The sequence below is a fragment of the Glaciimonas sp. PAMC28666 genome, from assembly GCF_016917355.1.
Taxonomy (GTDB): domain Bacteria; phylum Pseudomonadota; class Gammaproteobacteria; order Burkholderiales; family Burkholderiaceae_D; genus Glaciimonas.
Genome location: NZ_CP070304.1, coordinates 2,240,114 through 2,254,162, shown reverse-complemented (window position 1 = coordinate 2,254,162; position 14,049 = coordinate 2,240,114). Strand labels below are relative to the sequence as shown.

Below are 14,049 nucleotides of genomic sequence, written 5' to 3'. Positions count from 1 at the left end.
GTGTTTCCTCCACCTTCACAATAAAATGCGAGAGCCTGAGCGTGGCTTCGTCGTTGGTTTTCTTTGCTGACGAAGCTTCGTCGTCATGATCGAGCGATATTTTTTAGCCCGGTCACATGGGCAGTCGATTCTCTCTCCGTAAGTACCCTATGTCACTTACCCGCTGGCAAAAACGCATTATCTGGACTTGCCTGATAGCCTTGTGGCTAAGCTTGTTCATGCCTGCGATTTCGCAATCGGTGCAGGCGCGCGGGAATGCGCAGATGTTTAACGACTTCTGTACCTCCTCAGGGATGGTGCATCTCGATGCCAACGCCTCGTTACCGACAGGTGGCGATGCTGGAAATCGCGGCGATCATCAGGGACATGGCAATCATGGCGACGCCTGCGGTTATTGCTCACTCATGGCGCATAGCCCGCTTGTCACCAGCTATGTCAATCTGGTGGTCGCATCTGCAGCCGCGATGGCACATGAGCGACCGCTGCTGTACGACTATTCTCCACCTCGCCCCTTTCGCGGGCAAACCAATCCGCTCGATCCTCCTCCGAAACGCCTCTGATTTTTCGTTTATCCAATTGATGACACCGTAGTGTCGCAGCCGCTGCATTTGCGTTCGCGGTGCGTGCGAGCTTGCGCATTTATTTATTCATTCATTTGCTTAGCCACCAGTCGGCTGAGTGAAACCAGGGGAGTTTTATGCTTAATTTGCCTTCGCAAACTAAGGGAATCGTGCGTTCTGAACGGCGTGCAAATGCGCATCGGGCAACACACGCACCACACGCACCACACGCACCACACGCATCATGCAATCAGTCGACGTATTTAAGGGCAGCCTTACTACCGCTGTCTTGTTTCGTCTTACCGATATTTTTTCAAAATGCAGTTGCCGCTGAACCGAGCGATCTGGTTGTACCCGAGGTCGTGGTCACAGGTGCCAGACAAACCCAGGCGTTCGACGTCAATTTGCCAGCCACCAGTGAACGTATCACCGCCCGGCAGTTGGAAAATTTGAACGTAGTGAACACCGAAGATGCCTTGAAATACATGCCGAACATGGCGATTCGCAAGCGCTTCATCGGGGATGAAAACGCGACCATTTCCGTGCGCGGCAATGGCAATTCACAGACCGCGCGCGGCCTCGTGTATGCGGATGGCTTGCTACTGAGTAATTTTCTTGGGAATACGTTCAGCTTCCCTCCGCATTGGTCGATGGTTTTTCCAGAAGATATTGCGCAGGTCGATGTGATGTATGGTCCATTTTCAGCCCTATATCCCGGCAATTCGATGGGTTCGACCGTGGCAATCACGACGAAAATGCCAACCAAATTAGAGGCCCTGGCGAAGGCGCAGGTATTCAGTCAGCAATTTAACCTGTTCGGCATCAATAGTCATTTCGATGGCAATAAAACTACCGCCTCGATAGGTAATAAAGTGGGCAATTTTTCCTTCCTGCTCGGTATTGATCATCTCAGCAACGCCGGGCAACCGTTCGTTTATGGCAACCAGTTGCGATCCACTACCGCGGCCACCAGCGCGGCTATTCCTGTTACCGGCGCTTATCAATATATGAATCCTAACGGCGCACCCGCGACCATTTTTGGGGTGAACTCAGAAGGTGCTGAAAGAGTGGTGCAGGATCAATTCAAGTTCAAAGCCATTCTTGATATAACGCCGACTTTGCAGGCGGGACTCACTTTTGGCTATTGGCATCAGCAGGTGAGCAACAACACGGCGACCTTCCTGCGCGATGCTAACGGCAATCCGGTCTACGCCGGGTTGGTAAATATCGGTGGTTATCAATACACTCTACCAAATGGATTTTTTGCCCCGGCCGCCAGCGAAAGCGAAAATCAACTGCTTGGATTGACGCTTAAAACCCAACATCAAAATGGCTGGAATTATTCAGCAATTGCCTCCTATTTCGACATTTCAAAGAGCATTTTCCGTTCAGCCAATAGTGGGTTACCCAACGATCCCACCGGCGCGGCAACTTTTGGTGATGGTTCCGGCTGGAAGACACTTGACCTGACGATGGACTACAAACCGGTCATCGTCCAGGCCGGGTCCCACTGGCCGACTTTCGGCTATCACTACGACAATTATTTCCTGCAAAACACCACGCGCAATCTGAGCAACTGGCGCAACGATGACGGCGGTGGATTTAATAACGCTTTCGCTGGAAAAACGGAAACTCAGGCACTCTATGCGCAGGACGCGTGGCAGTTATTCTCGCGCTGGAAGTTGACGTATGGATTGCGTTATGAAGATTGGCGCGCTTATGATGGTGTGCGCGCGATAGTCGGTTCTTCGCAGGCTTATAGCAATCGCACGCAATCCAATTGGTCGCCAAAAGCGGCGTTATCGTATCAGGCCACACCCGATCTTACTTTCCGCTTTTCCACCGGCCGCGCTTATCGATTTCCGACCGTCAGCGAACTGTTTCAAGGCAGCCTCACCGGATCGACATTGGTGAGTAATGATCCGAACCTGAAACCGGAAAATGATCTGGCCAAAGAACTCAGTGCGGAATGGGCGCAATCCAACGGACTCCTCCGTATGTCTGTCTTCGAAGACGATGTGAAGAACACGTTGTTCAGTCAAACCAATACAGCGGTGTTTCCGAACGTGACCAATATCCAGAATATTGATCGGGTCCGTTCACGCGGAATTGAGCTTAGTTATTCCGCGGAAAATGTGATGTTGCGTGGGCTTGATCTCAGCGCCAGCGTTGGTTACACCCGATCGATTATCCTGGAAAATAGTAAAAATCCGGCGACTGTCGGGAAGAATTTTTATCGCATTCCGTTGTGGCGGGCGAATCTGGTCGGCACTTATCGCATTGACGAAAAAGCCAGCGCGATGCTGGGCGGGCGCTTTTCCGGGCGGCAGTTCAATACGCTCACCAACACCGACATTAATCCCGATACTTTTGGAGGAACCAGTTCGTTCCTGGTATTCGACACCAAGCTGACGTTCAAGCCGACGAAGCATACCGAAATTGGCCTCGGGGTCGACAATCTGACGGACCGTCGCTATTACGTCTACTACCCGTATCCGGGCAGAACCTTCTACCTGGAGGCAAAGGTCAGTATGTGATGCCTTGCAACGGCTCCGCCGAGTGACGATCCCGGCATTGATATTCTCCTTGAAAACCCTTTCAGTAAGAGCAGCAACCCATGCGAACACCACTACAATTTTCATCCGTCGATCCAGCATTGTCTGCATCGCGCAATTACCGCATTTTATGGCGCTGGCATTTCTACGCCGGATTATTTGTCATGCCATTTCTGATTGCACTGGCCATCACCGGCACAATCTATGTCTTCAAGCCGCAGATAGATGCTGCGCTCTATGCCGACAAACTGTTCGTCGCGGCCAGCACGCAATCGCCGATCAGTTACGACAAGCAATTAACGATTGCTGCCAGCGCTGTGCCCGAGGAGGCGGTCGCCACCTCAATCAGCGTCAGCAACAATCCACAGCGCAGCACCGAAGCGGTGTTCCGCCTGGCGTCCGGCGAGAGCACCAGTGTGTATGTGAATCCGACCACCGGCAAGGTCTTGGGAACGCTCAGCGTAGAACATCGTATTATGAATCAGGTGCGCCAAATTCATCGCGATCTGATGCTGGGAAAATGGGGCGGATGGCTGATGGAACTGGCCGCTTGCTGGACCTTGATCATGCTCGGAACCGGCATCGCTTTGTGGTGGCCGAGAACCGCATTTTCGGTGCGGGGCACCTTGCTTCCCCGCCTTCACTTACGCGGCCGTGCGATATGGCGCGAGTTGCACATGGTGGTAGGATTATGGGTTGCAATCGGTGCCCTGTTCTTCATTTTAACCGGGCTGCCCTGGTCCAGTTTTTGGGGCAAAAATTTTCAGGCTATCGTCACTTGGGCGAGCGTTGACAGTTCAGCAAAAGCGGCTGAACCTGAACATGTGCATGCCGCTGAACCGTCAGCAATCCCGATGAAAATGCGCAATTTGCCTCTGGCCGATATCCCTTGGGCGGTGGGTGCGACAACCGTACCGATGTCGCATCCCCATGTGATGCCACCGCAACGCCTATCCATCGATCAGGTTGCGGCGATCGCGGCACGCAACGGCATGCTGACCTATCAATTGGCATTGCCCACCAAAACAGCGAGCGTTTTTACCGCATCGTATGCGCCGGGCGCGTCAGAATTTTTACGCTCTGATCTTGATCGACAACGAACGCTGCATATTGACCAATACAGCGGGAAAATTTTGAAAGATATGCGTTTTTCAGACTACAACCCTGTGTCTAAAGCGGTCACGCTTGGCGTGGCCTTGCATATGGGCGAATATTTTGGATTAGCAAATCAGCTGATTTGCGCGGCAATATCATTGGCACTTCTCGGCATGGCGATCACAGGCTTTGTGATGTGGTGGAAACGCCGTCCCGCCAGATCGATAGGGGCACCTAAACGGGTGCTGAACCCGCCACCTTCCATCCACCGCTGGAGAGGGTTCCTGGCGGTCATGGGTATTTTATTTCCAATGATGGGGGTTTCGATGCTGCTTGTGTGGCTGGGCGACACGCTGTTTTTCCGGAAAAGAATTTAACATTTTAGTTTTTAAGCTCAATCGCAATTGTTCCTGCCAGCGTTATCAAACAACGATATTCGCTGGTATTGGGCATAGATATGCTACCGCATTATGTCATTGTCGTCGTATTGCAACGACTTCGAAGGAAGCCGGTTTCGTTAACCGACTTACTGCTTGACTAAAAAAAAGGCCACCAATAGACTCGCGGTGTTCTCGGAGCCCCTATGTTTAAAAGTAAAAATAAGATCCTTTTCGGCAGCCTGTTGGCGGCAGCGCGCCTATTTAGCCTGCCAATAACGGCGCATGCCGAGGCCGACTCTGCACCAGCTGCGCTGGAAGCGGAAGAAATCATGGCGCCCGAGAACTGGAACGCGCACTTCCAGTCGACCTACATCTGGCAACGCAAGCCATCGTTCAACGCGCCCTATAGCGGCGCCAATAGTTTGTCGCCCGAGCGTGAAAAGGCTTACTCTCTCACGGCGACCGGCTTTTTTGGTCTTCGCTTATGGGGCGGTGCGGAGCTGTATTTCGATCCGGAGATGGTGCAGGCAGTGCCGCTATCAGGTTTGCATGGTCTGGGAGGGATGACCAACAGCGAACAGCAAAAGACCAGCGGCCCTAACCCGAAATTCTATCGTGCACGTTTGTTCCTCAGGCAAACATTCGACTTTGGTGGCGCACAGGAGGCAGTCGAATCGGGACAAAACCAACTGGCCGGGATGGTCGATAAGCGGAGACTGGTCGTGACGCTGGGCAATGTTAGCGTGACCGATATTTTCGATAACAACGCGTACGCGCATGATGCCCGCACGCAATTTGTGAACTGGTCGTTCTTGACCTATGGTGCCTTCGACTATGCGGGTGATGCGCGTGGTTATACCTGGGGCGGTGCGGCAGAATATTATTACGACGACTGGGCCTTTCGTTACGGTCGATTCATGGTCCCGATTATGTCAAACGGACAGCCACTGGAAACCCGTCTGGCCAAGTACTACGGCGATCAGATTGAAATTGAACACAGCTACAAACTGGGCGCTCAAGAAGGAAAAGTCAAATTCCTGATGTTTCGCAATAAAGAAAATATGGGCAGTTTCCGCGACGCTATCGCCGCCGACAGCGGCGGCGTGCCTTCGGTCGCCAATGTGCGGAAAGACAGCTTCAAAGTGGGCTATGGCGTGAGTCTTGAACATGCGCTGCGTTCTGACATTGGTTTGTTCGCACGGGCTAGCCGCAACGACGGCAAGACCGAAACGTATTCTTTCACCGAAATCGAACGCTCGGTCACCGCCGGGGTTGCGGTCAAAGGCGAACATTGGGGCCGCTCTAGAGACACTGTCGGCGTCGCGGTTGCGCAGAATGGATTGAGCAAAGCCCATCAGGACTATCTGGCGTTGGGCGGCCTCGGCGCTTTTATTGGAGACGGACGGATTAGCTACAAACCGGAAAAAATACTGGAAGCGTATTACAACATCAATCTTTATAAAGAGACTTATTTGATGTTTGACGTTCAGCGTATCGCGAACCCCGCTTATAACGCAGATCGCGGTCCGGTCAATGTCGGCACTGTCCGCCTACACGCTGAGTTTTAGCCAGCGGCAAAATAGCCCGCTTTTGGCTTATTTGTTCTGAAAAAGAAAGCTCCCGTATATTCGGGAGCTTTCTTTCATCAAGACAGGCCAGACGAACAAAGCAGTACTTAGGACATTACTCATGTGATTACCTCGGCGTATTGCTTCGGAGTTACTTCGGAGCAGTCCCCACTAAAGACGCAGCAAAGGTGCCTGAACGCCCGGGTGCAAATGAGGTTTCGGTAAGCGGTTTGACTGGAACCGAGGTCTTCCTGACTTTGGCAACTTGTGCAGCCGTGGCGTTGCCGCCCTGGTTGCCCCAGCTGGTCTGGATAAAGCTGACCACTTGCGCCACCTGCTCGTCGTTCAGCAACTCGGCATACGGTGCCATGGTGAGCGCTGACGGGGCCGTTCTGGTTGCCGGTACCGCCCCTCCAGACAACACAATATTGATCGCAGAAGTGGGGTCACCAGTTTGCAGCACAGCGTTCCCTGCCAACGCCGGAAATGCTTTGCTGTAACCGTTCCCGTCCGAACGATGACAACCGGCGCATCGGTCCAGATAAATCTGCGCTCCGGCTGTGTTCACCACGCCGTTGGATAAAGCCGCGGCAACTTTGTTATCTGGCTTGAATGCTGCCGCCTCGGTATTTTTCGCCGGGAGCGCCTTTAAATACAGCGCGATGCTGTCCAGATCGACATCGGTCATATGCTGCATCGAATGCGCCACCACATCGTTCATGGCACCGAATGATGCGGTGTGATTGTTGCGGCCGGATTTCAGGAAGTCCGCAATATCCGCATTGGTCCAGCGGGCTAATCCGCCCCCGTGTTCATTGCGCAAGGAGGGAACGGTCCAGCCGTCTATCGGTGCACCGCCAGACAAATAATCACGATTACCGACATCGGTCAGTGCCTTTTCCTGAAAGCCCACTCCGCGCGGTGTATGACAAGCACCACAGTGTCCTAGCCCCTCGACCAGATAGGCGCCGCGTAATAACTGAGCGCTGGTGCCGCTGCTATTGCCTGTCGCCAGATAAGGTTCCGGCTTGGGCGCGAAAGCCCAGCGCCAGATCGCCAGCGGAAAGCGCATCGACAACGGCCAGGGAATATCCGCTTCTTTGTTTGGCGTCGGGTCAGCTTGCACGCCCTGCATGAAATACGCATACAGCGCATGCATATCAGACTGGCTCAGACGAGAATAGGATGGATACGGCATCGCGGGATACACCGTGTAGCCTTGTTTCGTCACGCCGGTACGCATTAATTTGTCGAAATCGTCGAAACTCCAGGTGCCGATTCCGGCTTGCTTATCCGGCGTAATGTTGGTCGAATATATCTTGCCTATCGGGGTTCCGATGGCCAGTCCGCCAGCGAAAGGCTTGCCCTTGACCGTGCTGTGACAAGCAATGCAGTCACCGGCTTGTGCCAGATATTCGCCCTGCCTGATCAATTGCTGATCTGCATTTGCCGCCCAGCCGGAGCCAGCGACCAACACCAATCCGAGGGCGGTGACGACCTTGGCCACTACGGGTTTTAATTGAATTGTCAGTTGCATGCTCAAGCCTCAACCAATGGACGCGGGTTTTTCAGATATTGCTCGCGAATTGCTTTAGCCGACCAATAGGTCAGCGCAGTGGCGAGACCGGTTGGGTTATAACCGATACCGACCGGAAACACGCTCGATCCCACCGCAAACACGTTATGCACATCCCAGCTTTGCAGATAGCGGTTCAATGCACTGGTTTTGCGGTCGGTCCCCATCGGGGTACCGCCCGCCCAATGCGTGGTCTGATAATTTCGCAGATCAAGCTTGTCGCCAAAATTTTTCACCGACACGTTCATCGATTTTGGATTCATGGCGCGTGCGACGTTGAGCATTTTGTCAGTCACGTAGCGACTCATCTTGATGTCGTTGTTTTTCCAGTCGAAAGTAAAGCGCAGCAATTTTTGACCGAATTTATCGGTATAGGTCGGGTCAAGATCGACGTAACAATCGCGATACACCATGTTTGCGCCGTGGATATCGAACGAAACGGTGTTGACATAATTGTCTTTAACCGCTTTTTTCCAACCGCTGCCCCAGGCAGGCGTCCCGTGTGGAACGGGAATGCCGGAGATCGGTTTGACGCCCGCCGGGTTACACCAGGCAGGAGAGCCACCGACGAAACCCAATGGGCCGTGGTCGAAATGGTCACCGTTATAGTCATCGACCGCGACGCCGGTCCCGCCCGAGCCAATAAAAGGGTTGGTGTTCTTGTCAAGATCAAAAAACATCTGGACCGTGGACATCATCTGATAGGCAATATTGCGTCCCACGACACCTTCACCGCTGACCGGATCGTAGGGTTTCCCGATCCCGGATAACAGGAATAAATGGGCGTTGTTGTAGGCGAAGGTGGCAGAAATGACCAGATCGGCGGTCTGTTCGACCGTCTTGCCATCGGCGTTGATATAGGTTACCCCGGTGGCGCGGGTTTTGGTGCTATCGAGATTGATACGCAAGACATTGCTGTTCGGCCGCAATTCAAAATTGGCGACCTGACGCAGCGCCGGCATAATGTTGACGTTGGGCGAAGCCTTGGAATAGTTATAGCATGCGAAGCCTGAACAAAAGCCGCAAAAATTACATGGCCCCATCTGACACCCGTACGGATTGGTGTAGGGCTGCGAGGCATTCGCAGATGGCTCAACAAACGGATGCAGGCCCACTTCTTTTGCGGCTTTCTGAAACAGACTGGCGGTGTACGGTACTTTTTGTGGCGGTAACGCGTAATGGTCCGAACGATCCGCTTCAAAGAAATTGCCATCCCCGACCACTTTGCCTTTGACGCTATACGCAATGCCGGAGGTGCCGAAGACTTTTTCTACGAAATCAAAATGCGGTTCCAGTTCAGCATAGGAAACCCCGAAATCCTGAATCGTCATTCCTTCCGGAATAAACTTCTTTCCGTAGCGCTGTTCGTAATGGGTTTTCAGTTGCAGCTCTTCAGGCAACACGCGCCAATGCTGGCCGGACCAATGCAATCCCGCGCCCCCCACACCTTCCCCCGGTTTGAATGCACCAATCTGTCGATAGGGAACCGCCGTGCTGGCGATATTGTGGCGAAACGTAAACGAGCTTTTAGACATATCCTGAAACAACTTGGTCCGCTGCAGATAGGTCAGTTCATCCAGAGTTTTGGGGTACGCGCCATCAGGATAGGTATCGCGATATTCGCCCCGTTCAAGTGCCACAACGGTCAAGCCAGCCTCGGTCAGTTCCTTGGCCATAATCGCGCCGGTCCAACCGAAACCGACAATGACGGCGTCGACATGCTTCATTTTTAAATCGGCCATAAGATTCTGCTTTCGTTAAGCGATTGAGACAGGTGGCAGCGGATATTTTTTGCCGTACTGCAACACCCAGTCCATATAATCTGCGCGTGCGCCAGGGAAACCGATCATCTTCCACGCCGCCATATGTTTGTTTCCACCATGCTTAGGATCGCAAAAATAGCCCTCATGGGTGTTTTGTAGCAATTGCGCGAAGAAAGTCTTGGGCGGCACCTCGCCAATATTCAGCGTGCCTTGCTCCAGTTCACCGATAACGGCATCGCGTTGTGCGGGATCGAGTTGTGGAAACGATTTACCCAATTTTGTTTGCACCGCCTGGTTCAGGCCGACGAGAGCACTGCGATACATTTCACGCGGATTCATATGAAACTGATAACCAAACTGTTCTGCTGACGCGACAAACGGCGCTTGCATGTACCACAACGCACCAAACGCGTAGGGCGTTTTCATCTGCAGATCGATAAACTCGTGGACGCCAGCCTCAAGGGCACCGGGCCCTTCCGCGTCGGCCGGGATCAGACCGTCAACCAGCGCGCCGAGCACCGCCCACTCTTCATCATTGAAATACGTCGGCTTATAGGCGCTCTCTCCGGTCGACACGGCTGAGGCTACGCCAGAGGCACCGCCGACCAGCAGAACAACGGCTGGCGCAGCCGCTACCGCTTTACGCAAGAAGTTACGGCGATGAGGCGAAATGCCGATAATTTTCATGAAGGCTCCTTGAAAGGTGATTTTTTAACACTTGCTGCGGCGCACAATTTATTTCCTTTGTGCACATATTATTCCATTGCAATTATGAATAGTAGTGACTTGATATTTCTGTTGTGAAACTGCATCGTTAAGGCTTTGAAAGGACCAACCGGCTATGAAAGGACCAAAGTGAAAAATGTATGCCGAGGGATTATATTTTGGGACATTATTGCAATGCAGCAAAAAATAACTAAAACTCAATTGCTACTTCGCGCCGCTGGCGTAATTGAAAACGCCGACAATACCCTATCGCATTTCCACAAAAACATAGTTTGCATGCAAAGTAACTATAAAGTAAAGAACTTTTGTAAGCAAAACTAAATTGACGGGAAAAGTTGCATGCTGCACAATCGGCGTATGGATACCGCTACTGAGTTTTCTCGTTTATTGGGACCGTTAAGGCGTGCTGTGATGAAAAAAGCACGCGAGGCCGCATCCCTTCCGGATTTGCCAGACGCGCAAATTTCGCTGCTGCGACTGATCGCAGAATCGGGAGGCGTTACCCCCGGTGAGGCCGCTGCGCGCTTTAGGGTGGCACCCTCCACTATCAGCAATCTGGTCCGATCCTTGCGCAAGGCGGAGCTGGTTGAACGCACCGCTTTGGCGACCGATTTACGGACGGTCAAGCTGACAGCCTCCACCAAGGCGCACGACCTGCTGAACTGCTACGACCGGGTTAGCGCGGCCGCCATCAAACAAGCCTCTAAACAACTAAGCGCGACGCAACAATCGGAACTTCAGCGCGCGATTCCTGTATTACGCGCCTTGTTGGGGGCGTTGGAATGACGACTTACATCGCGTTCAGCGCAAAACGCCGCCTTTGCTAAGTCAGCTAAGGCGGCTATCTAACGAATCCATCATTTCATTGCGTTAATTTTCTAATGCCACTGGCTTGGCCAGCGCTGCTCTCGGAAGAAATTATTGAACAGCACAGCGATGCCCAGCAATAGCATTACGCCGATGAGTACGGGAAAGAGTAAAAATGATGGCGTCGCCGTGCCGCTCAACATGATCACAAGCGGATCGGTCCCCGCCGGTGGATGCACGCTGCGAGTAATCTGCATCAAGCCGATGGCGAGTCCTACGGAAAGAGCCATTTGCCAAATCCCGCTACCCGCCAGCAGAAAGACCGCTAAACCCACAACTGTCGCGATCAGGTGACCGAGTACGAAGTAGCACTCAAGGATTTCTCCTCACAAGATTGCGTCAGCAGCAGGACCACCGGCATTGTGGTCGGGATCGCACGGATACGTAATGTCCCGGACGGGTTTTTATGCGCATCAACCGTCTCCTGGCGCATGGCGGCGTAACTCGACAGCATCTGCTGCGCCCAGCCGACCACGCGCTCTCCTTCAGCGGTCAACCCTTCATAGTTCCTGCCGCGACGTACCTGACTCAGATTCCATTCCTTTTCAAGGTTACGAATAGCGTTAGAAAGCGCTGGCTGTGAGACATGGCACGCTTCTGCGGCCCGCGAGAAATGTCCTATGTCAGCCAATGTGACCAAATATTTGAGCTGTCTTAAAAACATGAAGCAAGTGAAGTAGTGAAAATAGAGAATCGGCTACGGCGACAATACGCAGTGCGCGTTAAAGAAAATTCCACAGGTGCGTTTTGCTACCGAACGAGCAAGCGAAACTATATTACGTTAGTCCCGTGGAAACATAACGCTGATATCAAGGATTTTCCATGACTTGATCGCTGTCACCTTTGCGACCAATCAGCATAAGTCTGGTATGTTTAACTTGTGACTTTGGCATGCCGATCTAAAATACGAGAGTGCACGGCTAAAATAGTTGCCTCGCCTCCATCAACCTTATCCACCCCATTGGAGCATCTCATGCGCCACGCGATGAACGGCCCTATGCGCCGTAAAAGTTGGTTGTTATTACTCCTGATGGGGTTATTAATCGCCCTGATTGCTCCTGCCCCAAGCGCTGCTAATGCTGCGAGCCTGATGCTCGATAAACTGCGCTTACCGCCGGGGTTTCATATCACGGTACTGACTGACGCCGTGCCCAGCGCGCGTGAGATGGCGCTGGGTCGTTATGCGGGCGGGCGCGGCATACTTTACGTCGGCAGTATGTCGGCAGGCGGAAAAGTATACGCGGTGGAATTGGATCAAGGCCACGCGAAGGCGGTGCACACCATTGCAACGGGGTTAGAAATGCCGGTCGGCGTCGCCTATCGTAACGGGCAATTGTATGTGTCGGCAGTGTCCCGCATTCTTCGTCTGGATGACATCGACGACAAATTGTCGAATCCACCCGCTCCCGTCGTCGTAACAGACCGCTTCCCCACCGAAACCCATCATGGCTGGAAATTCATCGCTTTCGGCCCGGATGGCTGGCTCTATGTGCCGGTGGGCGCACCTTGCAATATCTGCAATCCCGATGCCCGCTTTGCGAATATTCAGAGGATGAAACCTGACGGAAGTGCTATCGAAGTGGTGGCCCGAGGCGTGCGCAATTCGGTCGGATTCGATTGGCATCCAACCGATCAATCCTTATGGTTCACCGACAACGGCCGCGACATGATGGGCGACGATATGCCGAGCGACAAACTCAACCATGTGGAAAAAGTAGGTCAACATTTCGGCTATCCCTATTGCCATCAGGGCGATACGCTAGACCCGGAATTAGGCAAAGGCCGCAAGTGCGCTGAATTCGTGCCGCCAGTGATCAAACTGGGGCCGCACGTAGCGTCGCTTGGGATGCGCTTTTACACAGGCAAGCAATTCCCGGCTGACTATAGGAACAATGCATTCATTGCTGAACATGGCTCGTGGAACCGGGGCAAAAAAATCGGATATCGGGTCATGCGCGTGGTTTTCGACAGCCAGGGCCATGCGGTGAAGCAAGAACCGTTCGTTGAAGGATGGTTGCAAACCGACAATAGTGGCAAGGAAGTCGTCTGGGGCCGTCCGGTCGACGTACTGGGCTTGCCGGATGGCTCTCTGCTGATTAGCGACGATCTGGCAGGAGCGATTTATCGGGTCACCTATGATGGCAAAAGCAGCAGTTAAAGCGGGCTTTAAAAGCATCCTCCTCATCCAATCATTAATAAGCCTCGTATAAGGTGTAAGGCTTGGCCGCGCTATGCGACCAACCATCAGCAACACCGTGGAAGCCCTCATTACGACGCGCGACGCGACGTGACATAAACGCAAACGCGAACGCAAACGCAAACGCAACGTCTACCTTTCGATAAGGATGCATCATGCGCTCATTAGATAAAAAAATGGCACTCATCGCTGCCGAAACGTGGCCTGGCCGCAGGATGGTTCTTAAGGTCGGCGTGAGCGCCTTTATCGCCAGTAAATTAATTGGCAAGGCAATGGCAGCCTCCCTTGTTGCGCCCGTCAACAATCAGGAAGTCAGCATCGAATATTTTTCGCCAGCGGGCCAAAGCCTGAGGGTGGCACAAGTGCCAAAACTGGTTAAAAGCGATGCGGAATGGCGGCGCATACTTTCTGCGAGCGCTTATGCAGTCACCCGCAAAGCTGGAACAGAAACCCCCTTTACCGGCGAATATGCAGAATCGCATGCGAATGGCATTTTTCGGTGCATTTGTTGCGATACGGCACTTTACGATTCAAAAACCAAGTTCGAGTCCGGCACCGGCTGGCCGAGTTTCTGGCAACCGATATCGGCGCACAATGTCGTCAAAAGTTCCGATAATAGTCTCGGCATGGAACGCGACGCGATCTCGTGCCGACTCTGCGATGCCCACCTTGGGCACGTGTTCGATGACGGCCCCAAACCAACCGGATTACGCTATTGCATGAACTCAGTGGCGCTGCACTTCGTCGCGCGCAGCTAATCGG

13 protein-coding genes are annotated in these 14,049 nt (G+C 53.0%); 7 read left to right on the top strand and 6 right to left on the bottom strand.

The window, feature by feature from the left end; all coding sequences use genetic code 11:
• The first annotated feature begins 149 nt into the window (after positions 1 to 149).
• The 4 genes from JQN73_RS09570 (at position 150) to JQN73_RS09555 (ending at position 6,158) form a co-directional block, all read left to right on the top strand.
• The gene (locus JQN73_RS09570; protein ID WP_240162489.1) at positions 150 to 560 is read left to right on the top strand and encodes a DUF2946 domain-containing protein; all 411 of its coding nucleotides are present in this window, start codon (positions 150 to 152) and stop codon (positions 558 to 560) included.
• Between the two features lie 137 nt (positions 561 to 697).
• A complete protein-coding gene (locus tag JQN73_RS09565) occupies positions 698 to 3,097 on the top strand; it encodes a TonB-dependent receptor (RefSeq protein ID WP_205322819.1) in 2,400 nt (799 codons plus the stop codon).
• Between the two features lie 80 nt (positions 3,098 to 3,177).
• Positions 3,178 to 4,587, top strand: coding sequence for a PepSY domain-containing protein (locus tag JQN73_RS09560; RefSeq protein ID WP_205322818.1), 1,410 nt, complete (start codon positions 3,178 to 3,180; stop codon positions 4,585 to 4,587).
• Positions 4,588 to 4,793: 206 nt separating this feature from the next.
• Entirely contained in the window at positions 4,794 to 6,158 is a 1,365-nt protein-coding gene (locus tag JQN73_RS09555; protein ID WP_205322817.1) for a carbohydrate porin, read from the top strand.
• 151 nt (positions 6,159 to 6,309) lie between these two features.
• On the opposite strand, the gene JQN73_RS09550 is transcribed toward JQN73_RS09555, so the two are convergent.
• The 3 genes from JQN73_RS09550 to JQN73_RS09540 are packed head-to-tail and all read right to left on the bottom strand — an operon-like array spanning position 6,310 to position 10,184.
• Positions 6,310 to 7,695: a cytochrome c gene (locus JQN73_RS09550; protein WP_205322816.1), complete on the bottom strand. Its 1,386-nt coding sequence runs from the start codon at positions 7,693 to 7,695 to the stop codon at positions 6,310 to 6,312.
• Positions 7,696 to 7,697: 2 nt separating this feature from the next.
• Positions 7,698 to 9,476, bottom strand: a complete 1,779-nt coding sequence (locus JQN73_RS09545; protein WP_205322815.1) for a GMC family oxidoreductase — start codon at positions 9,474 to 9,476, stop codon at positions 7,698 to 7,700.
• A gap of 15 nt (positions 9,477 to 9,491) precedes the next feature.
• A complete protein-coding gene (locus JQN73_RS09540) occupies positions 9,492 to 10,184 on the bottom strand; it encodes a gluconate 2-dehydrogenase subunit 3 family protein (protein WP_205322814.1) in 693 nt (230 codons plus the stop codon).
• A gap of 378 nt (positions 10,185 to 10,562) precedes the next feature.
• On the opposite strand from JQN73_RS09540, the gene JQN73_RS09535 reads away from it, so the two are divergent.
• Complete coding sequence (locus JQN73_RS09535; protein ID WP_205322813.1) at positions 10,563 to 11,009, top strand: MarR family winged helix-turn-helix transcriptional regulator; 447 nt, start codon at positions 10,563 to 10,565, stop codon at positions 11,007 to 11,009.
• A gap of 92 nt (positions 11,010 to 11,101) precedes the next feature.
• Here the strand turns inward: JQN73_RS09535 and JQN73_RS09530 are convergent, their stop codons facing one another.
• Positions 11,102 to 11,365 carry an HPP family protein gene (locus JQN73_RS09530; RefSeq protein ID WP_205322812.1) on the bottom strand — a complete coding sequence of 88 codons (264 nt, stop codon included), beginning with the start codon at positions 11,363 to 11,365 and terminating at the stop codon, positions 11,102 to 11,104.
• Between the two features lie 11 nt (positions 11,366 to 11,376).
• Positions 11,377 to 11,754 (bottom strand): LysR family transcriptional regulator, encoded by a 378-nt coding sequence (locus JQN73_RS09525; protein WP_205322811.1) that lies wholly within the window; start codon positions 11,752 to 11,754, stop codon positions 11,377 to 11,379.
• Positions 11,755 to 12,075: 321 nt separating this feature from the next.
• Between JQN73_RS09525 and JQN73_RS09520 the strand changes: the two genes are divergently transcribed.
• The gene (locus JQN73_RS09520) at positions 12,076 to 13,248 is read left to right on the top strand and encodes a sorbosone dehydrogenase family protein (RefSeq protein WP_370551359.1); all 1,173 of its coding nucleotides are present in this window, start codon (positions 12,076 to 12,078) and stop codon (positions 13,246 to 13,248) included.
• 34 nt (positions 13,249 to 13,282) lie between these two features.
• Here JQN73_RS09520 and JQN73_RS09515 read toward each other — a convergent pair whose 3' ends face one another.
• Positions 13,283 to 13,444, bottom strand: coding sequence for a hypothetical protein (locus tag JQN73_RS09515; RefSeq protein ID WP_205322809.1), 162 nt, complete (start codon positions 13,442 to 13,444; stop codon positions 13,283 to 13,285).
• Between JQN73_RS09515 and msrB the strand changes: the two genes are divergently transcribed.
• On the top strand, positions 13,443 to 14,045 hold the full coding sequence (gene msrB, locus JQN73_RS09510) for a peptide-methionine (R)-S-oxide reductase MsrB (RefSeq protein WP_370551337.1): 603 nt from the start codon (positions 13,443 to 13,445) through the stop codon (positions 14,043 to 14,045). The two genes, JQN73_RS09515 and msrB, sit on opposite strands and share 2 nt — an antisense overlap.
• Positions 14,046 to 14,049: the final 4 nt, after the last annotated feature.

Coding starts and splice junctions, on each gene's coding strand:
- JQN73_RS09570 (WP_240162489.1), top strand. CDS start 150: ATGTCACTTACCCGCTGGCAAAAACGCATTATCTGGACTTGCCTGATA.
- JQN73_RS09565 (WP_205322819.1), top strand. CDS start 698: ATGCTTAATTTGCCTTCGCAAACTAAGGGAATCGTGCGTTCTGAACGG.
- JQN73_RS09560 (WP_205322818.1), top strand. CDS start 3,178: ATGCGAACACCACTACAATTTTCATCCGTCGATCCAGCATTGTCTGCA.
- JQN73_RS09555 (WP_205322817.1), top strand. CDS start 4,794: ATGTTTAAAAGTAAAAATAAGATCCTTTTCGGCAGCCTGTTGGCGGCA.
- JQN73_RS09550 (WP_205322816.1), bottom strand. CDS start 7,695: ATGCAACTGACAATTCAATTAAAACCCGTAGTGGCCAAGGTCGTCACC.
- JQN73_RS09545 (WP_205322815.1), bottom strand. CDS start 9,476: ATGGCCGATTTAAAAATGAAGCATGTCGACGCCGTCATTGTCGGTTTC.
- JQN73_RS09540 (WP_205322814.1), bottom strand. CDS start 10,184: ATGAAAATTATCGGCATTTCGCCTCATCGCCGTAACTTCTTGCGTAAA.
- JQN73_RS09535 (WP_205322813.1), top strand. CDS start 10,563: ATGCTGCACAATCGGCGTATGGATACCGCTACTGAGTTTTCTCGTTTA.
- JQN73_RS09525 (WP_205322811.1), bottom strand. CDS start 11,754: ATGTTTTTAAGACAGCTCAAATATTTGGTCACATTGGCTGACATAGGA.
- JQN73_RS09520 (WP_370551359.1), top strand. CDS start 12,076: ATGAACGGCCCTATGCGCCGTAAAAGTTGGTTGTTATTACTCCTGATG.
- msrB (WP_370551337.1), top strand. CDS start 13,443: ATGCGCTCATTAGATAAAAAAATGGCACTCATCGCTGCCGAAACGTGG.
- JQN73_RS09515 (WP_205322809.1), bottom strand. CDS start 13,444: ATGATGCATCCTTATCGAAAGGTAGACGTTGCGTTTGCGTTTGCGTTC.